Origin of the sequence: Amycolatopsis speibonae (assembly GCF_042647925.1) — a bacterium.
In the GTDB taxonomy this organism is placed as follows: Bacteria; Actinomycetota; Actinomycetes; order Mycobacteriales; family Pseudonocardiaceae; genus Amycolatopsis; species Amycolatopsis speibonae.
Genome location: NZ_JBHRWK010000022.1, coordinates 70,489 through 85,576 on the forward strand (window position 1 = coordinate 70,489; position 15,088 = coordinate 85,576).

Consider the following 15,088-nt stretch of genomic DNA (forward strand, 5'->3'; position numbering starts at 1 on the left):
ATCACGGTGAGTACCACCGTCGCGTCCCGTGAAGTTACTCACGGGTAACTAGGCGGGGTCGGCGATGACGACCCGGTTCTCGGCGTAGCCGGTCTCCCCGCCGACCCAGCGGCCGCCGCAGGTGACGAGGACTATCCGATGTGGACCGGACTGGCCGAACAGCTCGTCCGCCCGCTGCGGCAGTTCTTTCTTCTTCAGCGTGATCAGCTGGGAAACCTTGTACTGCCAGGATTTCCCGGCCTTGTCAACCACGGTGACGGCGCCGCCGATCCGCTCGGTCCACAGTTCCGCGAACGGGCCTGTCGCTCCCCGCCAGTTCACGTGCCCCGCGAAGACGCTCGCCCCGGTCTCCGAACTCAGCTCGGCGCCCCACCAGGTCACCTCGCCGAGGTTTTCCGGCACCGGCAGCTCCGCGCCCGGCCCGAGCTCCTTGCGCACGAGTTTCGCCGCGCCGCCCGCGGGAAGTTGGATCGTCCCCGGGCCCTGCGGCTTCGGGGCATCGGGTTCCTTCGGCGGCGGCGGAGCGGCCGTCGGCGTCGTGGGGACGATGTCCGGCGGAGGCGGGACCTCCTGTTGCGCGGGCGCGGCCGGGGCACCGCCCGCGACGGAGACGGAGACGGGCTGAGCCGTCCCCGCCACCACGGTCGTCGGCGGCCAGACGATCAAGGCCGCGACGAGGTCCGCGCACAGGACCGTGACGGCTCCCAGCGCGAACCCGCGTCGTACTGACATTCCAAAACCCTCTTTAGCGTCGCGAGGACCGCCGCGCGGCCACGCCCACCATCACCGAACCGAGCAGCGCGAGTGCGCCGACGCCGAGGATCCCGGCGGTCGACGCCGTGTTCTCGACGGTGCCCTGCATCATCGCCACCGGCCGGTCGCCGGCGGGAATGGTGCGCGGTACCTCGTTGGGCGTGTTGGCGACCTTGAGCGCCAGCGTCTCACCCGGCTTGACCTCGCCGCAGGCGGACGGCGGATTCTTCGGGTCGAACGCGTTGGTGTAGCCCGGCGGCGCGTTGACCTCGACCACGCAGATCTCCTGCGGGGTCAGCAGGTTCTCCACGGTGACGGTGCCGTTCTCGCCCTCGGTGGTGACGACGGCGGGCTTGCCGTCGGCGCCGTTGAGCGGCTTGCCGTCCTGGCCGAGGGCGGCGGCGGACTTGTCCTTGGCGGTGATCCGCAGCGCGGCGCCCGCGATGCCCTTGCCGGTCTTCGCGTCGACCTTGGTCACCTGGACCTTGCCCGGCTTCGAGACGACCGCGACACCCTGGGCCTTGAGTTCCTTCTCGCCACCGGTCGAGACGACCTTCTGCACGCCTGTCTGGAGCGGGAACTGCACGTACGGCCGGTCCGCGGGGGCGGACAGCGAGCTGGCCAGCTTCGGCTGCTCGCCGGTCGGCGTCACCTTGACCGTGACGGTGCCGTCCTCGCCGGTCTTCACCGTGGTGGTCTTCTCGGCCTTGGTTGTCGAGGTCGACGCGGGTTTGGTGGTCTCACCGCCGTCGACGGTCGCGTTCGACGGCGTGAGCTTCACCGGTACCCCGGAGATGCCCTTGCCCTTGGCGTTCTTGACGCTGATCGTCCACTCGTCCGCGGTGCCGATGTGCTGGTCTTCCTTCGGCGGCGCGATCGCGGTGGTCCACGGGCCGCGGTTGGCCTCGGCGTCCTTGGTCATCTTCTCGAGGACCGTGGCGGCATCGGAGTGCTGCGCCTTCAGCTTGCCGAGGGCGCCCTGGATGTCGTAGCCGATCTCCTCCGGCTTGAGGTTCGGCTTGAGGTCGGCGTCGGAGCGCGGCTTCGACGTCCACGAGTGCAGCAGGTGCGCAAGCGCCGCCGCCTCGGCGTTGTCCTGCGTGCCGCCGTAGCGCAGGAGCAGGTAGGAGATGTTGGCCGCGATGTCGTCCGGCAGCTTCTGTCCCCACTTGTCGAGGAGTTCGTCGCCGGGCTTGTACTTCTCGGCCGAGCCCGGCGCCTTCAGCTGGAAGCTGACGCAGAACACGTGCTTGCCGTTGACGACGTAGGAACCGAGCCAGTCCCGTGCCCTGGCTTGGCTGTTGACTGTCTGGCCGGGTGTGATCTTGTAGCCGACGCCTTCGTTGTCGGCGGCCGAGGCCGGTGTCGCCGCGACGGTGGCGGACAGAGCGCCGAGCAGGCACGTCGCGATCAGGCTGGTCAAGGCGCGCGAACGCACGCTCGGGCGTGTGGTCCACCCCATGGTGTGTTGACTCCTTTGGCCGTGTTCTGCCCCGGCGCATTTACGTCGACGCAGGTCACACGATCGATAGGTTCCCCGACACGCCTTCGGTGATTATCCGAACACGCAACGTGCAGGGTGTCCTGTGAGCAGCGGTTTTGGCAAGAGGTCATCAGGTGGGGTATCGGTGAACGGTCGTGATCTCCGCCGCATACGGTGTGGGGGATGGGCCTCGCGCCGAATGTGAGTAAAGTCGTCTTTACTTCGACGGGAACCGGGCGGCCCTCGCGGTCGTTGAACCCGATGCAGGTGCCAGTAGATCCAGGAGGATCAGGTGCGATCCAGTAGCAACCCGGCGTTCCGGAACCTGCCGCGTGGCGCGGCGGAGTACGGACCCAACGTAGGCTTCAACCAACCCCAGGGCGGCGTGCCCGGCTACGGCCCCCCGCAGACCTCCGCCGGCGCTGACGACCGTCCGATGACCGTCGACGACGTCGTCATCAAGACGGCGCTGAGCCTCGGCACCGCGCTGGTGACCGGCGTGCTCACCGCGATCTGGGCGATCAGCCAGATCCCGATGTCGGCGTCCGGCAAGATCTTGGGCATCCCCGGTGCCGTGATCGGCGCGCTCGTCGGCTCGATGATCGTCGGCCTCGTGATTTCGCTGGTGATCATCTTCAAGAAGATGCCGAGTGGCCCGCTCACGCTGGCGTACTCGGCCGTCGAGGGTGTCTTCCTCGGTGCGATCAGCGGTCTGTTCGAAGCGCTGTACCCCGGTATCGCGCTGCAGGCCATCGTCGGTACCGCCGGTGTCTTCATCGCGATGCTGGTCGTCTACAAGACGGGTGCCGTCAAGGTCACCCCGAAGCTGACGAAGTGGATCATCGGCGCCGTGGTCGGCGTCGCGATCATGATGCTCGTCAACCTTGTCACCAGCCTTTTCTTCAACTTCAACCCGCTGCGTGACGGCGGGCCGATCGCGATCATCTTCAGTCTCGTGGTGATCGGTGTCGCGGCGTTCAGCTTCCTGCTCGACTTCGACCAGGCCGACCGGATGATCCGCGAAGGCACGCCGTCGAAGTGGTCCTGGTACGTCGCCTTCGGCCTGATGACCACGCTGGTCTGGCTGTACCTTGAGATCCTGCGACTGCTGTCGTACTTCCAAAGCGACTGACGCGGGTTCTTCACGGAAGGGCGCTCCGAGCGGATCGGGGCGCCCTTTTCCGTTCCCGTGAATACTCTGGCCCCATGACCGAGCACAGTGGCGAACCCGCCAGGCCGAGGCGTTCCAAGTGGTTCTGGGTGAGCATCCTGGTGCCGGTCGCGATCGTGGTGCTCAGCGCGTCGTCGTGGATCGTCGGGTACCTCTCGAACACGGACGACGTCCAGGTGGGCGACTGCTACGCGATCACCACTTTCGGCGACGTCGACGCGGATCCCGCCAAGGCGGACTGCGGTTCGATCGAGGCCAACGCGAAGGCCGGGGCGAAGACCGACGTCGGCGGCGGGTGTCCGGCGGGCGAGTACGACCAGCTCGTCGTCGACAAGACGTTCGCCTCGTACAAGCTCTGCATGATGATCAACGCGAAGCAGGGCGACTGTCTCGAGAACTTTCTGGCCGACAGCGTGGCCTATCAGAAGGTCGCCTGCTCGGACCCCACGAAGGACGCGGAGGTCCTGAAGGTGGTCGACGGCGTCGCGACCTGTGACGACACCGAAGCGACTGATCTCAAGAGCTACTCGACGCCGCCGTCGACGGTCTGTGTGAAGAGCCTCAAATAGCGAACTCGACCAGGGGTTTTCACCCGTTCGGGGGCCCGGTTTATGTGGTTGGTCACGTTCGGTGTTTGATACCGGGGTTCTCATTCCTCTTCACACCTGTGAGGTTTCTCGGTGACCACTTCCCAGCCGGCCCCTGGGGGCCAAATGCCGGTTGGACAGCCCGACGCTTTCGGTCCGCCGCCCGGCGGCCAGCCGACGGCGCCCAAGCGCTCCAAGCTCGGTTGGCTTCGGTTCGCCATTCCGGTGCTCGTCGTCGTGATCGGCGGCGGCCTGTTCCTGTTCAATCACTTCACCGGGACGGGTAGCGCGCAGGCCGGCGAGTGCTTGAGCGTGACTGAGTTCTCCCGGACGGCCGACGAGCCGAAGAAGGCCGACTGCGGCGCGCAGGAGGCGAACGTCAAGATCGGCGCCCGCGTGGCCGGTGACGAGTCCTGCCCCGAGGGCGACTACGACACCATCTCGATGTCCGGTCGGATGTCGTACAAGCTGTGCCTGGTCGTCAACGTCAAGCAGGGCGACTGCCTCAAGGGCTACATCTCCAAGACCGCCGGCTACCAGAAGGTGTCCTGCACCGACCCCGCCAAGGACGCGGAAATGGTGAAGGTCGCCGCCGTCTCGGACCAGGCGACCTGCGAGGGCACCGAAGCCACGTTAGTGGCGACGTACTCGACGCCTCCGACGACGCTCTGCATCAAGGAAACGAAGTAAAGTCTCAAGCGCGTGAAGGCCCCCTTCCTTCGGCCACGGTTTTGAATGACCAGCCGAGAGAAGGGGGCCTTCACGCGTGTCGGGGAAGCGAGGGATCTTTGGTATCGCCGCCGCCATCCGGCCGTGTGTGAGCCGCCGTTCGTCGCACAGTGTGGGACGGGCTGCGACCGGACGGTCACCGGTCCTAACGTTGCTCGTCCCCAACCCGCCGATCGACCTGGAGTCCTGGTGGCGACGACAGAAACCCAAGCCGGTGAGAAGAAACTTCCCGACTTCCCGACGTCCTGCGCCGCCCCGGTCCCGCAACCGGAAGAGCCGGTCAAGATCGTGCCGCTGGCGGTCGCGGGTGCCCTCGCGGTCGGCCTGACCTGGTACGTCTGGGCGGCGCACGGGGCGAAGTTCGGGGTCCTGCTCGTCCTCGGCCTGCTTCTCGGCCTCGCGCTCTTTCACTCCCGGTTCGGGTTCACCTCGGCCTGGCGTCAGCTGATCGCGGTCGGCAACGGCCAGGGTCTGCGGGCACACGCGCTGCTGCTCGGCACGGCCGCGACGTTGATCGCGCTGATCGTCGGCACGGGATCCGGCCTCTTCGGCAGCAAGCCGAATCCGACCGCGGGCGGGCTGGGGCTCGCGCTGTTCGTCGGCGCGACGGTCTTCGCCATCGGCATGCAGCTGGGTGGGGCGTGCGCTTCGGGAACGCTGTTCGCGGTCGGTTCCGGGCAGTCGACGATCGTGCTGACCCTCGGCGGGTTCATCACCGGCTCGGTCCTCTACACGTGGGCGTATCCGCTGCTTTCGGGCTGGCCCGAGTTCAAGGGCGTCCTGCTCGCCGACCACGTCGGCTGGTTCGGTTCGTGGGCGATCACCGTCGCCGTCCTCGCCGCGATCGTGGTGGGCACCCGGTTCGTGCAGAAGCGCCGCAACCCGCCGCCTGTCGACGTCGTCCCGACCGCGCGCGGCTTCGCCCGGATCTACCGCGGTTCCTGGCCGATCCTCGTCGGCGCAGTCGTCCTCGGGGTGCTCGCGGGCGCGGTGTTCCTGGTGTCCGGCGGGATCTGGGGTGTCACGAGCGCGTTCAGCCTGTGGGGCGCCAAGATCCTGCAGGTGTTCGGCCTGCACCCCGAAACCTGGGAGTTCTGGCGCCTCAAGGCGAACGCGGCTTCTCTGGCCGGGCCGATCTGGAAGGACAAGAACAGCCTCACCGACATCGGCATCATGATCGGCGCGGGGGTCGCGGCCGCGGCGGCGGGCGCGTGGAAGATCCACAGTTCGATCCCGTGGCGGACCGCCGTCGCCGCGGTGCTCGGCGGGATCCTGATGGGCGTCGGCGCGCGGATGGCGGGCGGCTGCAACATCGGCGCTTACCTCGGCGGAATCTCGGTCGGCAGCCTGCACGGCTGGCTCTGGGGCGTCTTCGCGCTCGGTGGCACCTGGATCGGGCTGAAGCTGCGGCCGCTGTTCGGGCTCGGCAACCCGGCCCCGACGGACAGCGTCTGCTGATCACTCCTTGTGACATCCCGTATGCAGGCTTGCCCTTTCGGCCCGCATACGGGGAAATAGTTGGCAGGTAAAACCTGTGTTCGGCTACCCTCGGCTACATATCCGAGCTTGCGAATTTAGGCACAAGCTTGGTTGGGGAAGGCTCGGCGCCGCGCCGGGCGTCGATTCCGCAGTCGCGACCACGGGGGTTGTCGCGTCCACCGAACACCAGGGACGGATTCTTCATGTCAACGCAAAGCCCGGCCGCTCCGGGCGGCGACAAACTCGACGCGGGCGTGCTCAAGGTCGCCGGCGTCGTGATCCTCGGTGCGATCATGGCGATCCTCGACACGACCGTCGTCAACGTCGCGCTCCAGAAACTGACCATCGAGTTCCAGACCTCGTTCGACACCATCCAGTGGATCGCGACCGGCTACATGCTGGCGCTGGCCACGGTCATCCCGATCACCGGCTGGGCTTCGGACCGGTTCGGGACCAAGCGGCTCTACATGACCGCGATCGGGCTGTTCCTGATCGGATCGATGCTCGCCGGCATGGCCTGGGACGTCGAATCGCTGATCATCTTCCGGGTCCTGCAGGGCTTCGGCGGCGGCATGCTGATGCCCGCCGGCATGACGATCCTGACCAGGGCCGCCGGGCCGCACCGGATCGGGCGCGTGATGGGCGTGCTCGGGGTGCCGATGCTGCTCGGCCCGATCGGCGGCCCGATCCTCGGCGGCTGGCTGGTCGACGCGGTCAGCTGGCGCTGGATCTTCTACATCAACGTGCCGATCGGCCTGATCACCATGGCGCTGGCCTGGCGCGTGCTGCCGAAGGACCGCCCGGAGCCCAGTGAGCGGTTCGACTTCATCGGCATGCTGATGGTCTCGCCCGGTCTGGCGGCGCTGATCTTCGGTGTTTCGAACATCCCGTCGGCGGGCGGAGTCGGCGCGGTGGACGTCTGGCTGCCCGCGCTGGCCGGGATCGGCTTGCTGGTGGCGTTCGTGTTCCGGGCGAACCGGGTCACGAACCCGCTGCTGGACCTGAAGCTGTTCAAGAACCGGTCGTTCTCCGTCGCGATGGTGACGATGACGTTCTTCTGCGTCGCGTTCTTCGGCGCGATGCTGCTCCTGCCGACGTACTTCGTGCTGGCGCGCGGTGAATCGGCGATGAACGCCGGTCTGCTGCTCGCGCCGCAGGGGTTCGGCGCGATGCTGACCATGCCGATCGCGGGCAGGTTCGCGGACAAGATCGGCGCGCGGAAGATCGTGCTGCCCGGTCTCGTGCTGATGCTCGCCGGGCTGATCGCCTTCACCCAGCTCTCCGCGACGACGCCGTACTGGCTGCTGCTTTCGGCGCTGTTCGTGATGGGGCTCGGCATGGGCGCGACGATGATGCCGATCACCTCGGCCGCGTTGCAGACGCTCAAGCCGCAGGACATGGCGAAGGCGTCGACGGCGACGAACATCCTGCAGCAGACCGCGGGCGCGATCGGCGCGGCGGTGCTTTCGATCATCCTGGCGGCGCTGCTGGCCGGGAAGTTCGGTGTGCCGACCGCGCAGGGACAGTTGGCCGCGACCGCCGCGGTGTTCAACCCGGCGACGCGCGAAGCGGCTTCGGGGCTGACGGCGGACGCGTTCTCGACGACGTTCCTGTGGTCGATGATCCTGCTCGCGCTGTGCCTGATCCCGGCGGCGTTCTTGCCGAAAACCAAGCCGGTCCTGCCGGAGGGGGCGGCCGACGGCGAGGTCGCCGCGGCTCCGCCGATCATGACCCACTAGGCCCGAAGGGAGCAAGGGACCTTTGCTCACGTTCGTTAGCACACTAACTAACGTGAGCAAAGGTCCCTTGCTCTTTTTTCGCGGGTCAGGGGGTCAGGAGAGGCGCTCCAGCACCATCGCCATGCCCTGGCCGCCGCCGACGCACATCGTCTCGAGGCCGAACTGCTTGTCGTGGTGCCGCAGCGAGTTGATCAGCGTCGAGGTGATCCGCGCGCCGGTCATGCCGAACGGGTGGCCGACGGCGATCGCGCCGCCGTTGACGTTCAGCTTGTCGAGGTCGATCCCGAGGTCCTTGTAGGACGGGATGACCTGCGCGGCGAACGCCTCGTTGATCTCGACGAGGTCGATGTCGCCGATCGACATCCCGGCGCGAGCGAGCGCCTGCTTCGAAGCCTCGACAGGGCCGTAGCCCATGATCTCCGGCGACAGTCCCGAAACGCCGGTCGAGACGACGCGGGCCAGCGGCGTGAGGCCGAGTTCCTTCGCCTTGGTGTCGGACATGATGATCACGGCCGCCGCGCCGTCGTTGAGCGCGCAGCAGTTGCCCGCGGTGATCCGGCCGTCGGGGCGGAAGACCGGCTTCAGGCCGGAGACGCCTTCGAGGGTGACGCCGGCGCGCGGGCCGTCGTCCTTCGAGACCACGGTGCCGTCCGGCAGGGTCACCGGGGTGATGTCGTTGGCCCAGAAGCCGTCCGCGATGGCCTTCTCCGCGAGGTTCTGCGACCGGACGCCGAACTCGTCCATCTCTTCGCGCGACACGTTCTTCAGTCGCGCGAGGTTTTCGGCGGTCTGGCCCATCGCGATGTAGACGTCCGGGAGGACACCGTTCTCGCGAGGGTCGCTCCAGCTGTCTGCGCCCTCGGCCGCCACCTGCGCGGTGCGGGCCTCGGCGTCGGCGAACAGCGGGTTGTGCGTGTTCGGCCAGGAGTCCGAGCTGCCGTTGGCGAAGCGCGAGACGGTCTCGACACCTGCGGAGATGAACACGTCGCCTTCGCCCGCCTTGATCGCGTGCAGCGCCATGCGGGTGGTCTGGAGGCTGGAGGAGCAGTACCGCGTGATCGTGCAGCCGGGCAGGTGGTCGTAGCCGAGTTCGACGGCGACCGCGCGGCCCATGTTGAAGCCCTGCTCGCCACCGGGGAGACCGCAGCCCAGCATGAGGTCTTCGATCTGCGTCGGGTCGAGCTCGGGGACCTTGTCGAGTGCGGCGCGGACCATCTGCGCGGTGAGGTCGTCCGGGCGGATGCTCACCAGCGATCCCTTGCCGGCGCGGCCGATCGGGGATCGGGCGGTGGAGACGATGACGGCTTCGGGCATGGAACGACACTCCCTTGTTTTCGATCCAGACACGCGCTAAGCGGTTGCTCACCTCGCATCCTCCACCGGAGCGCGGTGCGGGTCAAAGGCGAACGCGATCCACACCACACCACTCGATGGCGCGGAGCCGCCGCCGGAGTTGAGTGGACACATCGCGACCTGCGGCGTTTAGGCTGTCAGCGTGGAATACGTCGAGCACATCGTGGACCTCGTGGGCAACACCCCTCTGGTCAAGCTGAACGCACTGGCCGAGGGGCTGCAGCCGCTCATCCTGGCCAAGGTCGAGTACGTCAACCCCGGCGGCAGCGTCAAGGACCGCATCGCGCTGCGGATGATCGAAGCCGCGGAGCGCTCCGGCGAACTGAAGCCCGGCGGCACCATCGTGGAGCCGACGTCCGGCAACACCGGCGTCGGGCTGGCCATGGTGGCGCAGCGCAGGGGGTACAAGTGCGTGTTCGTCTGCCCTGACAAGGTCAGCGAGGACAAGCGCAACGTGCTCAAAGCCTACGGCGCCCGCGTCGTGGTCTGCCCGACCGCGGTGGCGCCGGAGCACCCGGACTCCTACTACAACGTCTCCGATCGCCTCGTGCGCGAGATCGAGGGCGCCTGGAAGCCGAACCAGTACGCCAACCCGGAGAACCCCGCCAGCCACTACCACTCGACAGGCCCGGAACTCTGGCGCCAGACCGAGGGCAAGATCACGCATTTCGTCGCGGGGGTCGGCACGGGCGGCACCATCTCGGGCACCGGCAAGTACCTCAAGGAGGTCAGCGACGGCCGCGTCCAGGTCATCGGCGCGGACCCCGAGGGCTCGGTGTACTCCGGCGGATCCGGACGACCGTACCTGGTCGAGGGCGTCGGTGAGGACTTCTGGCCGGAGACTTACGACCGGAACGTCGCCGACCGGATCATCGCGGTGTCGGACGCGCATTCCTTCGACATCACCCGCCGCCTCGCGCTCGAAGAAGGGCTGCTCGTCGGCGGCTCGTGCGGGATGGCCGTCGCCGCCGCGCTCAAGCTCGCCGAGGGCCTCGGCCCGGACGACGTCGTCGTCGTGCTCCTGCCCGACGGTGGCCGCGGCTACCTCACCAAGGTGTTCAACGACAGCTGGATGTCCTCCTACGGCTTCCTGCCGCCGGACTCCAGCGGCGCGACCGTCCGCGACGTCCTGATGAAGAAGAGCGGCTCGCTGCCCAGCCTGGTGCACAGTCACCCGAACGAGACCGTCGCCGAAGCTGTGGCGATCCTCTCCGAGTTCGGTGTCAGCCAGATGCCCGTGGTCAGCGCGGAGCCGCCGGTCATGGCGGCCGAGGTCGTCGGCGCGGTCAACGAACGCGATCTGCTCGAGGCGCTCTTCACCGGCAAGGCGCAGCTGGCCGACCGGCTGGAGCAGCACATGTCGCCCCCGTTGCCGACCATCGGTGCCGGTGAACAGGTGGGTTCGGCGATGGACGCGCTCTCGGGTGCCGACGGCGCGCTGGTGCTGGTCGACGGCAAGCCGGCGGGCGTCGTCACCCGGCACGACCTGCTCGCGTTTCTCGCGGGACGGTAAAGAGGCATTTCATCGGATGGCCGGGCCGGGGCGTTACGAGCGGCCCACCCGGCTATCCGATAGCGTATTGGGTGAGTTGAACTTTTATGTCCTCGTCAAGGGGGTTCAAGACCCAAATGAGTGCTCCGCAGCCACCGAATCAGCCTTGGGGTGGCGCCCAGCCACCGCAGGGACCCCCGAGTGGCCCTCAGCCGCAGCAAGACAACCCGTTCGGTTCCCCGGAACCGACCCAGGTGGTGCAGCCCGGGCCGCCGGCCCAGCCCGACTACGGGCAACCGCAGTACGGGCAGCAGCCCTCCTATGAGCAGCCCCAGGGTGGCGGGTTCGGCGACACGCCGGAGCCCACACAGGTCGTGCAGCCGGTCCAGCCGGGTTCCGGCGACGCGAACGCGACCCAGGTCGTGCAGCCGGTGAGCCCTGGCGGGGAAACCCCCGCCAGTGAGTCCACCCAGCTCGTGCCGCCGGGTTCGCAGCCGCCCGCCATCCCTTACGCCCCGCCGCCGAGCGCGGCCGACAACCCGGCCGCCGGTGCCTACGGCGCCCAGGGCGGCGGCTACGGCCAGCCGCAGGGCTTCGGCGGACCCCCGCAGGGCGGGTTCGACCCGTCGCAGGGTCAGCAGCAGCCCGGTTTCGGCCAGCCGCAGCAGGGCTTCGGCGGACCGCCCCAGGGCGGATTCGGCCAGCAGCCCGGCTTCGGCGGACCGCCGCAGGGTTACAGCCCCGCTCCCGCTGGTGGCGGCGGCGGGAACCCGATGTTCGGGTTCATCGCCGGCGGCGTCGTGGCGTTGCTCGGCCTGATCGCCTTGATCGTGTCGTTCGTCTACTTCGGTGACGCCAGCGACTACTCGAAGATCTTCGACAGCGCTCCGAACCAGGAACAGATCGACAAGTTCCTCGACGAGGCCGGTGTGGCCGGTCCGGGCGCCACCTGGTTCTACGTGATCATGCTTCTGGTCGGATCGCTCGTTTCGATCGCCGGTGGTGTCGGTCTCGCTCTGGCGGGCAAGCTCCCGGGCACGGTGAAGAAGATCGCGCCGATCGTCGCCGCGGCCGGTGGCGCGCTGCTGGTGCTGTTCGGCGTGCTCCTGCTCAGCGGTTCGACCCCGTCGTCGGACTTCCTGGCCAAGCTGCCGGCCGCAGCCAGGGAAGGCGCCGGTATCGGCGGTGGCCTGCTGCACCTGCTCCTCGGCATCGTGATCCTGATCGTCGGCGTGCTGGGCCTGATCCCGGCGACCGCGCAGTTCGTCGGTCTCGGTGGCGGCGGTTCCGTGCTCGGTGCCCCGCAGGGCGGCCAGCCCGGTGGTTTCGGCGGCCCGCCGCAGGGAGGTTTCGGCCAGCCGGGGCAGCCCGGTCCGTACGGTCAGCCGCAGCCGGGTGCTTACGGCCAGCCCGGTCACCCCGGCCCGCCCTCGGGTGGTTTCCCGCAGCAGGGTCAGCCCGGTGGCTTCGGGCAGCAGCCCGGCCAGCCTGGTCCGCCCAGCGGTGGCTTCGCCCAGCCGGGTCAGCCTCCGCAGCAGCACGGTGGTTTCGGGCAGCAGCCCGGTCAGCCCGGCCCGCCCAGTGGCGGTTTCGGTCAGCCGGGGCAGCAGCCCGGTCAGCCGCCGCAGCAGTGGTGATTCGACACCACTGAACGGTTTCGCGCAGAATGCCCCCGGCCCGTCGGCCGGGGGCGTTCTGTTTTCGCCGAGGTCTTCCGATTCGCCTGCCGCGGCCAAGGCCGCCGGGCTAGGGTGAGCGCCGTTAACCCAGACCTGCCGATGGGGGCGACGTGACCGGTCCGTACGGCTATCCCGCACAGTCCGGATTCGGATATCACGCCCCGCAGGTCCGGCCGACCGGCGCGACGGCGATCATCGCGGCCTTTTCGGGGCTGATCGCCGCGGGTGCCGCCGGGTTCATCCCGGTCTACTTCTTCCTCGAACTGCCGTCCGGGTTCAGCATCGGCGATCTGCCCGGTCTCGTGCTCACCGCGCTGGGGCTGTATCTGCTGGCCGCGCTGTTCCTGTTGATCGGCGCGCTGTCGGCGTTCTTCCGCTCGGTCGCCGGCGCGGTACTACTGGTGCTCGGCTCGCTGATGGTGATCGCCGCCGTCCTGTTGGAACCGTTGGCGTTCAACGGTTCCTATGGACTGTACTTCCGCATGCAGTTCGAATTCGATTCCTTCGTGGCCATCGTGCGGGTGGTGATGTTCGCGGTCGTCCCGTTCACGCTGATCTTCGCGATCATCCCGCCGACACTGAAGTACCTGCGCTGGCGGCCCGCACCGGCCCAGCCCTATCGGCCGCAGGGTCAGCTTCCCGGCTGGTAGCGGGGCAGGCAGGATCAGGCAAGAATTTCGACAGGGGGAGAAATGACTTTTCAGCAGTACCCGCCGCAGGGCGGATATCCGCAAGCCGGTGCCTACCCGCCGCCGGGAGCGGCGCGGCAGCCGAGCGGTGCCACCGGGATCATGGCCGGGATCTTCGCGATTCTCGGCGGGATCTGGTTCCTCGCCGGGGTCGCCTTCCACGTCATCGAGCTCTCCCACTACGTCATCTCGTTCCTCGTCGTCGGCGCCGCGCTCGACCTCCTCACCGCGGTCCTGCTCTTGAGCGGCGGGATCCTGCTGCTCCTGCGCAAGGGCGCCGGGCGGGTACTCACCGTGATCGGAGCCGGGGTCACGCTCGGATGCGTGGCCCTGGTCTTCGTGTTCCGGGCGACAGGCTCGTTTTTCCTCTTCTCCTACAGCGGAGTGACCCTGCGTTTCGGCTTCGGCTGGCTTCTCATCGTGGTCTTGATCCCGGCGATCGCGACCCTCGTGCTCGCGCTGATCCCGCCGACAGCGCGCTGGATCGCGGCCAAGAAGCCGCCCGCGACGGCCATGCCGCCGCAGAACTTCGGATTTCCGCCCCCGCAGCCCGGGTATCCACCAGCCGGACCTCCGTCCGTTCCCGGTCCGCAGCAGCCAGGCCCGCCACCCGGGCAGTGGTGAGTTCGATCCCAGACGATGGGATCTCGAGGTAGTGGTCGTACCCTTGGGGGTATGGCCGATGACTACTCTCTGCTGGGCTTCGAGACGCGCGCGATCCACGCCGGGCAGACCCCTGATCCCCGGACCGGCGCGGTCATCGTGCCGATCTATCAGACCTCGACTTACGCGCAGGACGGCGTCGGCGGAACGCGCGAAGGCGACTACGAGTACTCCCGCACCGCCAACCCCACGCGCACCGCGCTGGAGGTCGCGCTCGCGGCACTCGAAGGCGCCCGGCACGGCCTCGCCTACGCGTCGGGGATGGCGGCCAGCGACGTCCTGCTGCGGGCGACCCTGCGGCCCGGTGACCACCTCGTGCTCGGCAACGACGCTTACGGTGGCACGTTCCGGCTGATCGACAAGGTGCTCAGCCTGTGGGGCGTCGAGCACACGGTCGCCGACCTGGGGAACATCGCCGAGGTCCGCGCGGCGATCCGGCCGGAGACGAAGCTGATCTGGTGCGAGTCGCCGACGAACCCGATGCTGGGGATCGCCGACATCGCCGCGCTGGCCGAGGTCGCGCACGGTGCCGGTGCCCGCCTGGTCGTCGACAACACCTTCGCCACCCCGTACCTGCAGAACCCGCTTTCGCTGGGTGCCGACGTCGTCCTGCACTCGACGACCAAGTACCTCGGTGGGCACTCCGACGTCGTCGGCGGCGCGATCCTGACGAACGAGGACGAACTGCGTGAGCAGCTGTTCTACCTGCGCAACGCGGCCGGCGCGGTGCCCGGACCGTTCGACGCGTGGCTGACCCTGCGCGGGATCAAGACGCTCGCGCTGCGGATGGAGCGGCACAGCGACAACGCCGAACTGATCGCCCGGATGCTGCTGAAGCACCCGAAGGTCGATCGCGTCTACTACCCGGGCCTGCCAGAGCACCCCGGCCACGAGGTGGCTTCGAAGCAGATGCGGCGCTTCGGCGGGATGATCTCGTTCACCCACGTCGACGGCGAACAGGCCGCGCTCGAGGTCGCGTCGAAGACGAAGCTGTTCATCCTCGCCGAGTCGCTGGGCGGGATCGAATCGCTCATCGAGCACCCGGGCCGGATGACCCACGCGAGCACCGCCGGGTCGACCCTGGAGGTGCCGGACAACCTGCTGCGCCTGTCCGTCGGCATCGAGGACGGCAGCGACCTGGTCAACGATCTGGCCAGGGCCCTGGGCTGACCGCCGCCGAGCCCAGGGCGGGAGCAAGGGACCTTTGCTATCGTTAGCGTACCCATGCTAACTAAATGACGGCAAAGGTCCCTTGCTCTCTTTGCGCTGGT

General features: G+C 68.2%; 13 protein-coding genes. 10 read left to right on the forward strand and 3 right to left on the reverse strand.

Going from position 1 to position 15,088, the window contains the following annotated elements; all coding sequences use genetic code 11:
• Nucleotides 1-48 precede the first annotated feature (48 nt).
• Together ACFOSH_RS16285 and ACFOSH_RS16290 are read right to left on the reverse strand one after the other, a co-directional pair.
• Nucleotides 49-732 (reverse strand): class F sortase, encoded by a 684-nt coding sequence (locus ACFOSH_RS16285; protein ID WP_378239737.1) that lies wholly within the window; start codon nt 730-732, stop codon nt 49-51.
• A gap of 13 nt (nt 733-745) precedes the next feature.
• Nucleotides 746-2,215 carry a SpaA isopeptide-forming pilin-related protein gene (locus tag ACFOSH_RS16290; RefSeq protein ID WP_378239738.1) on the reverse strand — a complete coding sequence of 490 codons (1,470 nt, stop codon included), beginning with the start codon at nt 2,213-2,215 and terminating at the stop codon, nt 746-748.
• A gap of 313 nt (nt 2,216-2,528) precedes the next feature.
• On the opposite strand from ACFOSH_RS16290, the gene ACFOSH_RS16295 reads away from it, so the two are divergent.
• The 5 genes from ACFOSH_RS16295 (at nt 2,529) to ACFOSH_RS16315 (ending at nt 7,941) form a co-directional block, all read left to right on the forward strand.
• Nucleotides 2,529-3,368 carry a Bax inhibitor-1/YccA family protein gene (locus ACFOSH_RS16295; protein ID WP_378239740.1) on the forward strand — a complete coding sequence of 280 codons (840 nt, stop codon included), beginning with the start codon at nt 2,529-2,531 and terminating at the stop codon, nt 3,366-3,368.
• A gap of 74 nt (nt 3,369-3,442) precedes the next feature.
• The gene (locus ACFOSH_RS16300) at nt 3,443-3,976 is read left to right on the forward strand and encodes an LppU/SCO3897 family protein (protein WP_378239742.1); all 534 of its coding nucleotides are present in this window, start codon (nt 3,443-3,445) and stop codon (nt 3,974-3,976) included.
• 144 nt (nt 3,977-4,120) lie between these two features.
• On the forward strand, nt 4,121-4,684 hold the full coding sequence (locus tag ACFOSH_RS16305) for an LppU/SCO3897 family protein (RefSeq protein ID WP_378239743.1): 564 nt from the start codon (nt 4,121-4,123) through the stop codon (nt 4,682-4,684).
• Between the two features lie 228 nt (nt 4,685-4,912).
• Nucleotides 4,913-6,181: a YeeE/YedE family protein gene (locus ACFOSH_RS16310; RefSeq protein ID WP_378239744.1), complete on the forward strand. Its 1,269-nt coding sequence runs from the start codon at nt 4,913-4,915 to the stop codon at nt 6,179-6,181.
• Between the two features lie 224 nt (nt 6,182-6,405).
• Complete coding sequence (locus ACFOSH_RS16315; RefSeq protein ID WP_378239745.1) at nt 6,406-7,941, forward strand: DHA2 family efflux MFS transporter permease subunit; 1,536 nt, start codon at nt 6,406-6,408, stop codon at nt 7,939-7,941.
• Nucleotides 7,942-8,034: 93 nt separating this feature from the next.
• Here ACFOSH_RS16315 and ACFOSH_RS16320 read toward each other — a convergent pair whose 3' ends face one another.
• A complete protein-coding gene (locus ACFOSH_RS16320; RefSeq protein WP_378239746.1) occupies nt 8,035-9,255 on the reverse strand; it encodes an acetyl-CoA C-acetyltransferase in 1,221 nt (406 codons plus the stop codon).
• Nucleotides 9,256-9,436: 181 nt separating this feature from the next.
• On the opposite strand from ACFOSH_RS16320, the gene ACFOSH_RS16325 reads away from it, so the two are divergent.
• From ACFOSH_RS16325 to ACFOSH_RS16345, 5 genes are all read left to right on the forward strand, one after another.
• Nucleotides 9,437-10,807 (forward strand): cystathionine beta-synthase, encoded by a 1,371-nt coding sequence (locus ACFOSH_RS16325; RefSeq protein WP_378239748.1) that lies wholly within the window; start codon nt 9,437-9,439, stop codon nt 10,805-10,807.
• Nucleotides 10,808-11,040: 233 nt separating this feature from the next.
• Nucleotides 11,041-12,423 (forward strand): hypothetical protein, encoded by a 1,383-nt coding sequence (locus ACFOSH_RS16330; RefSeq protein ID WP_378239749.1) that lies wholly within the window; start codon nt 11,041-11,043, stop codon nt 12,421-12,423.
• 152 nt (nt 12,424-12,575) lie between these two features.
• Nucleotides 12,576-13,115 (forward strand): hypothetical protein, encoded by a 540-nt coding sequence (locus ACFOSH_RS16335; protein WP_378239750.1) that lies wholly within the window; start codon nt 12,576-12,578, stop codon nt 13,113-13,115.
• Between the two features lie 42 nt (nt 13,116-13,157).
• Nucleotides 13,158-13,778 (forward strand): hypothetical protein, encoded by a 621-nt coding sequence (locus ACFOSH_RS16340; protein ID WP_378239751.1) that lies wholly within the window; start codon nt 13,158-13,160, stop codon nt 13,776-13,778.
• Between the two features lie 51 nt (nt 13,779-13,829).
• Nucleotides 13,830-14,987, forward strand: a complete 1,158-nt coding sequence (locus ACFOSH_RS16345) for a cystathionine gamma-synthase (protein WP_378239752.1) — start codon at nt 13,830-13,832, stop codon at nt 14,985-14,987.
• The last annotated feature ends 101 nt before the right edge of the window (nt 14,988-15,088 follow it).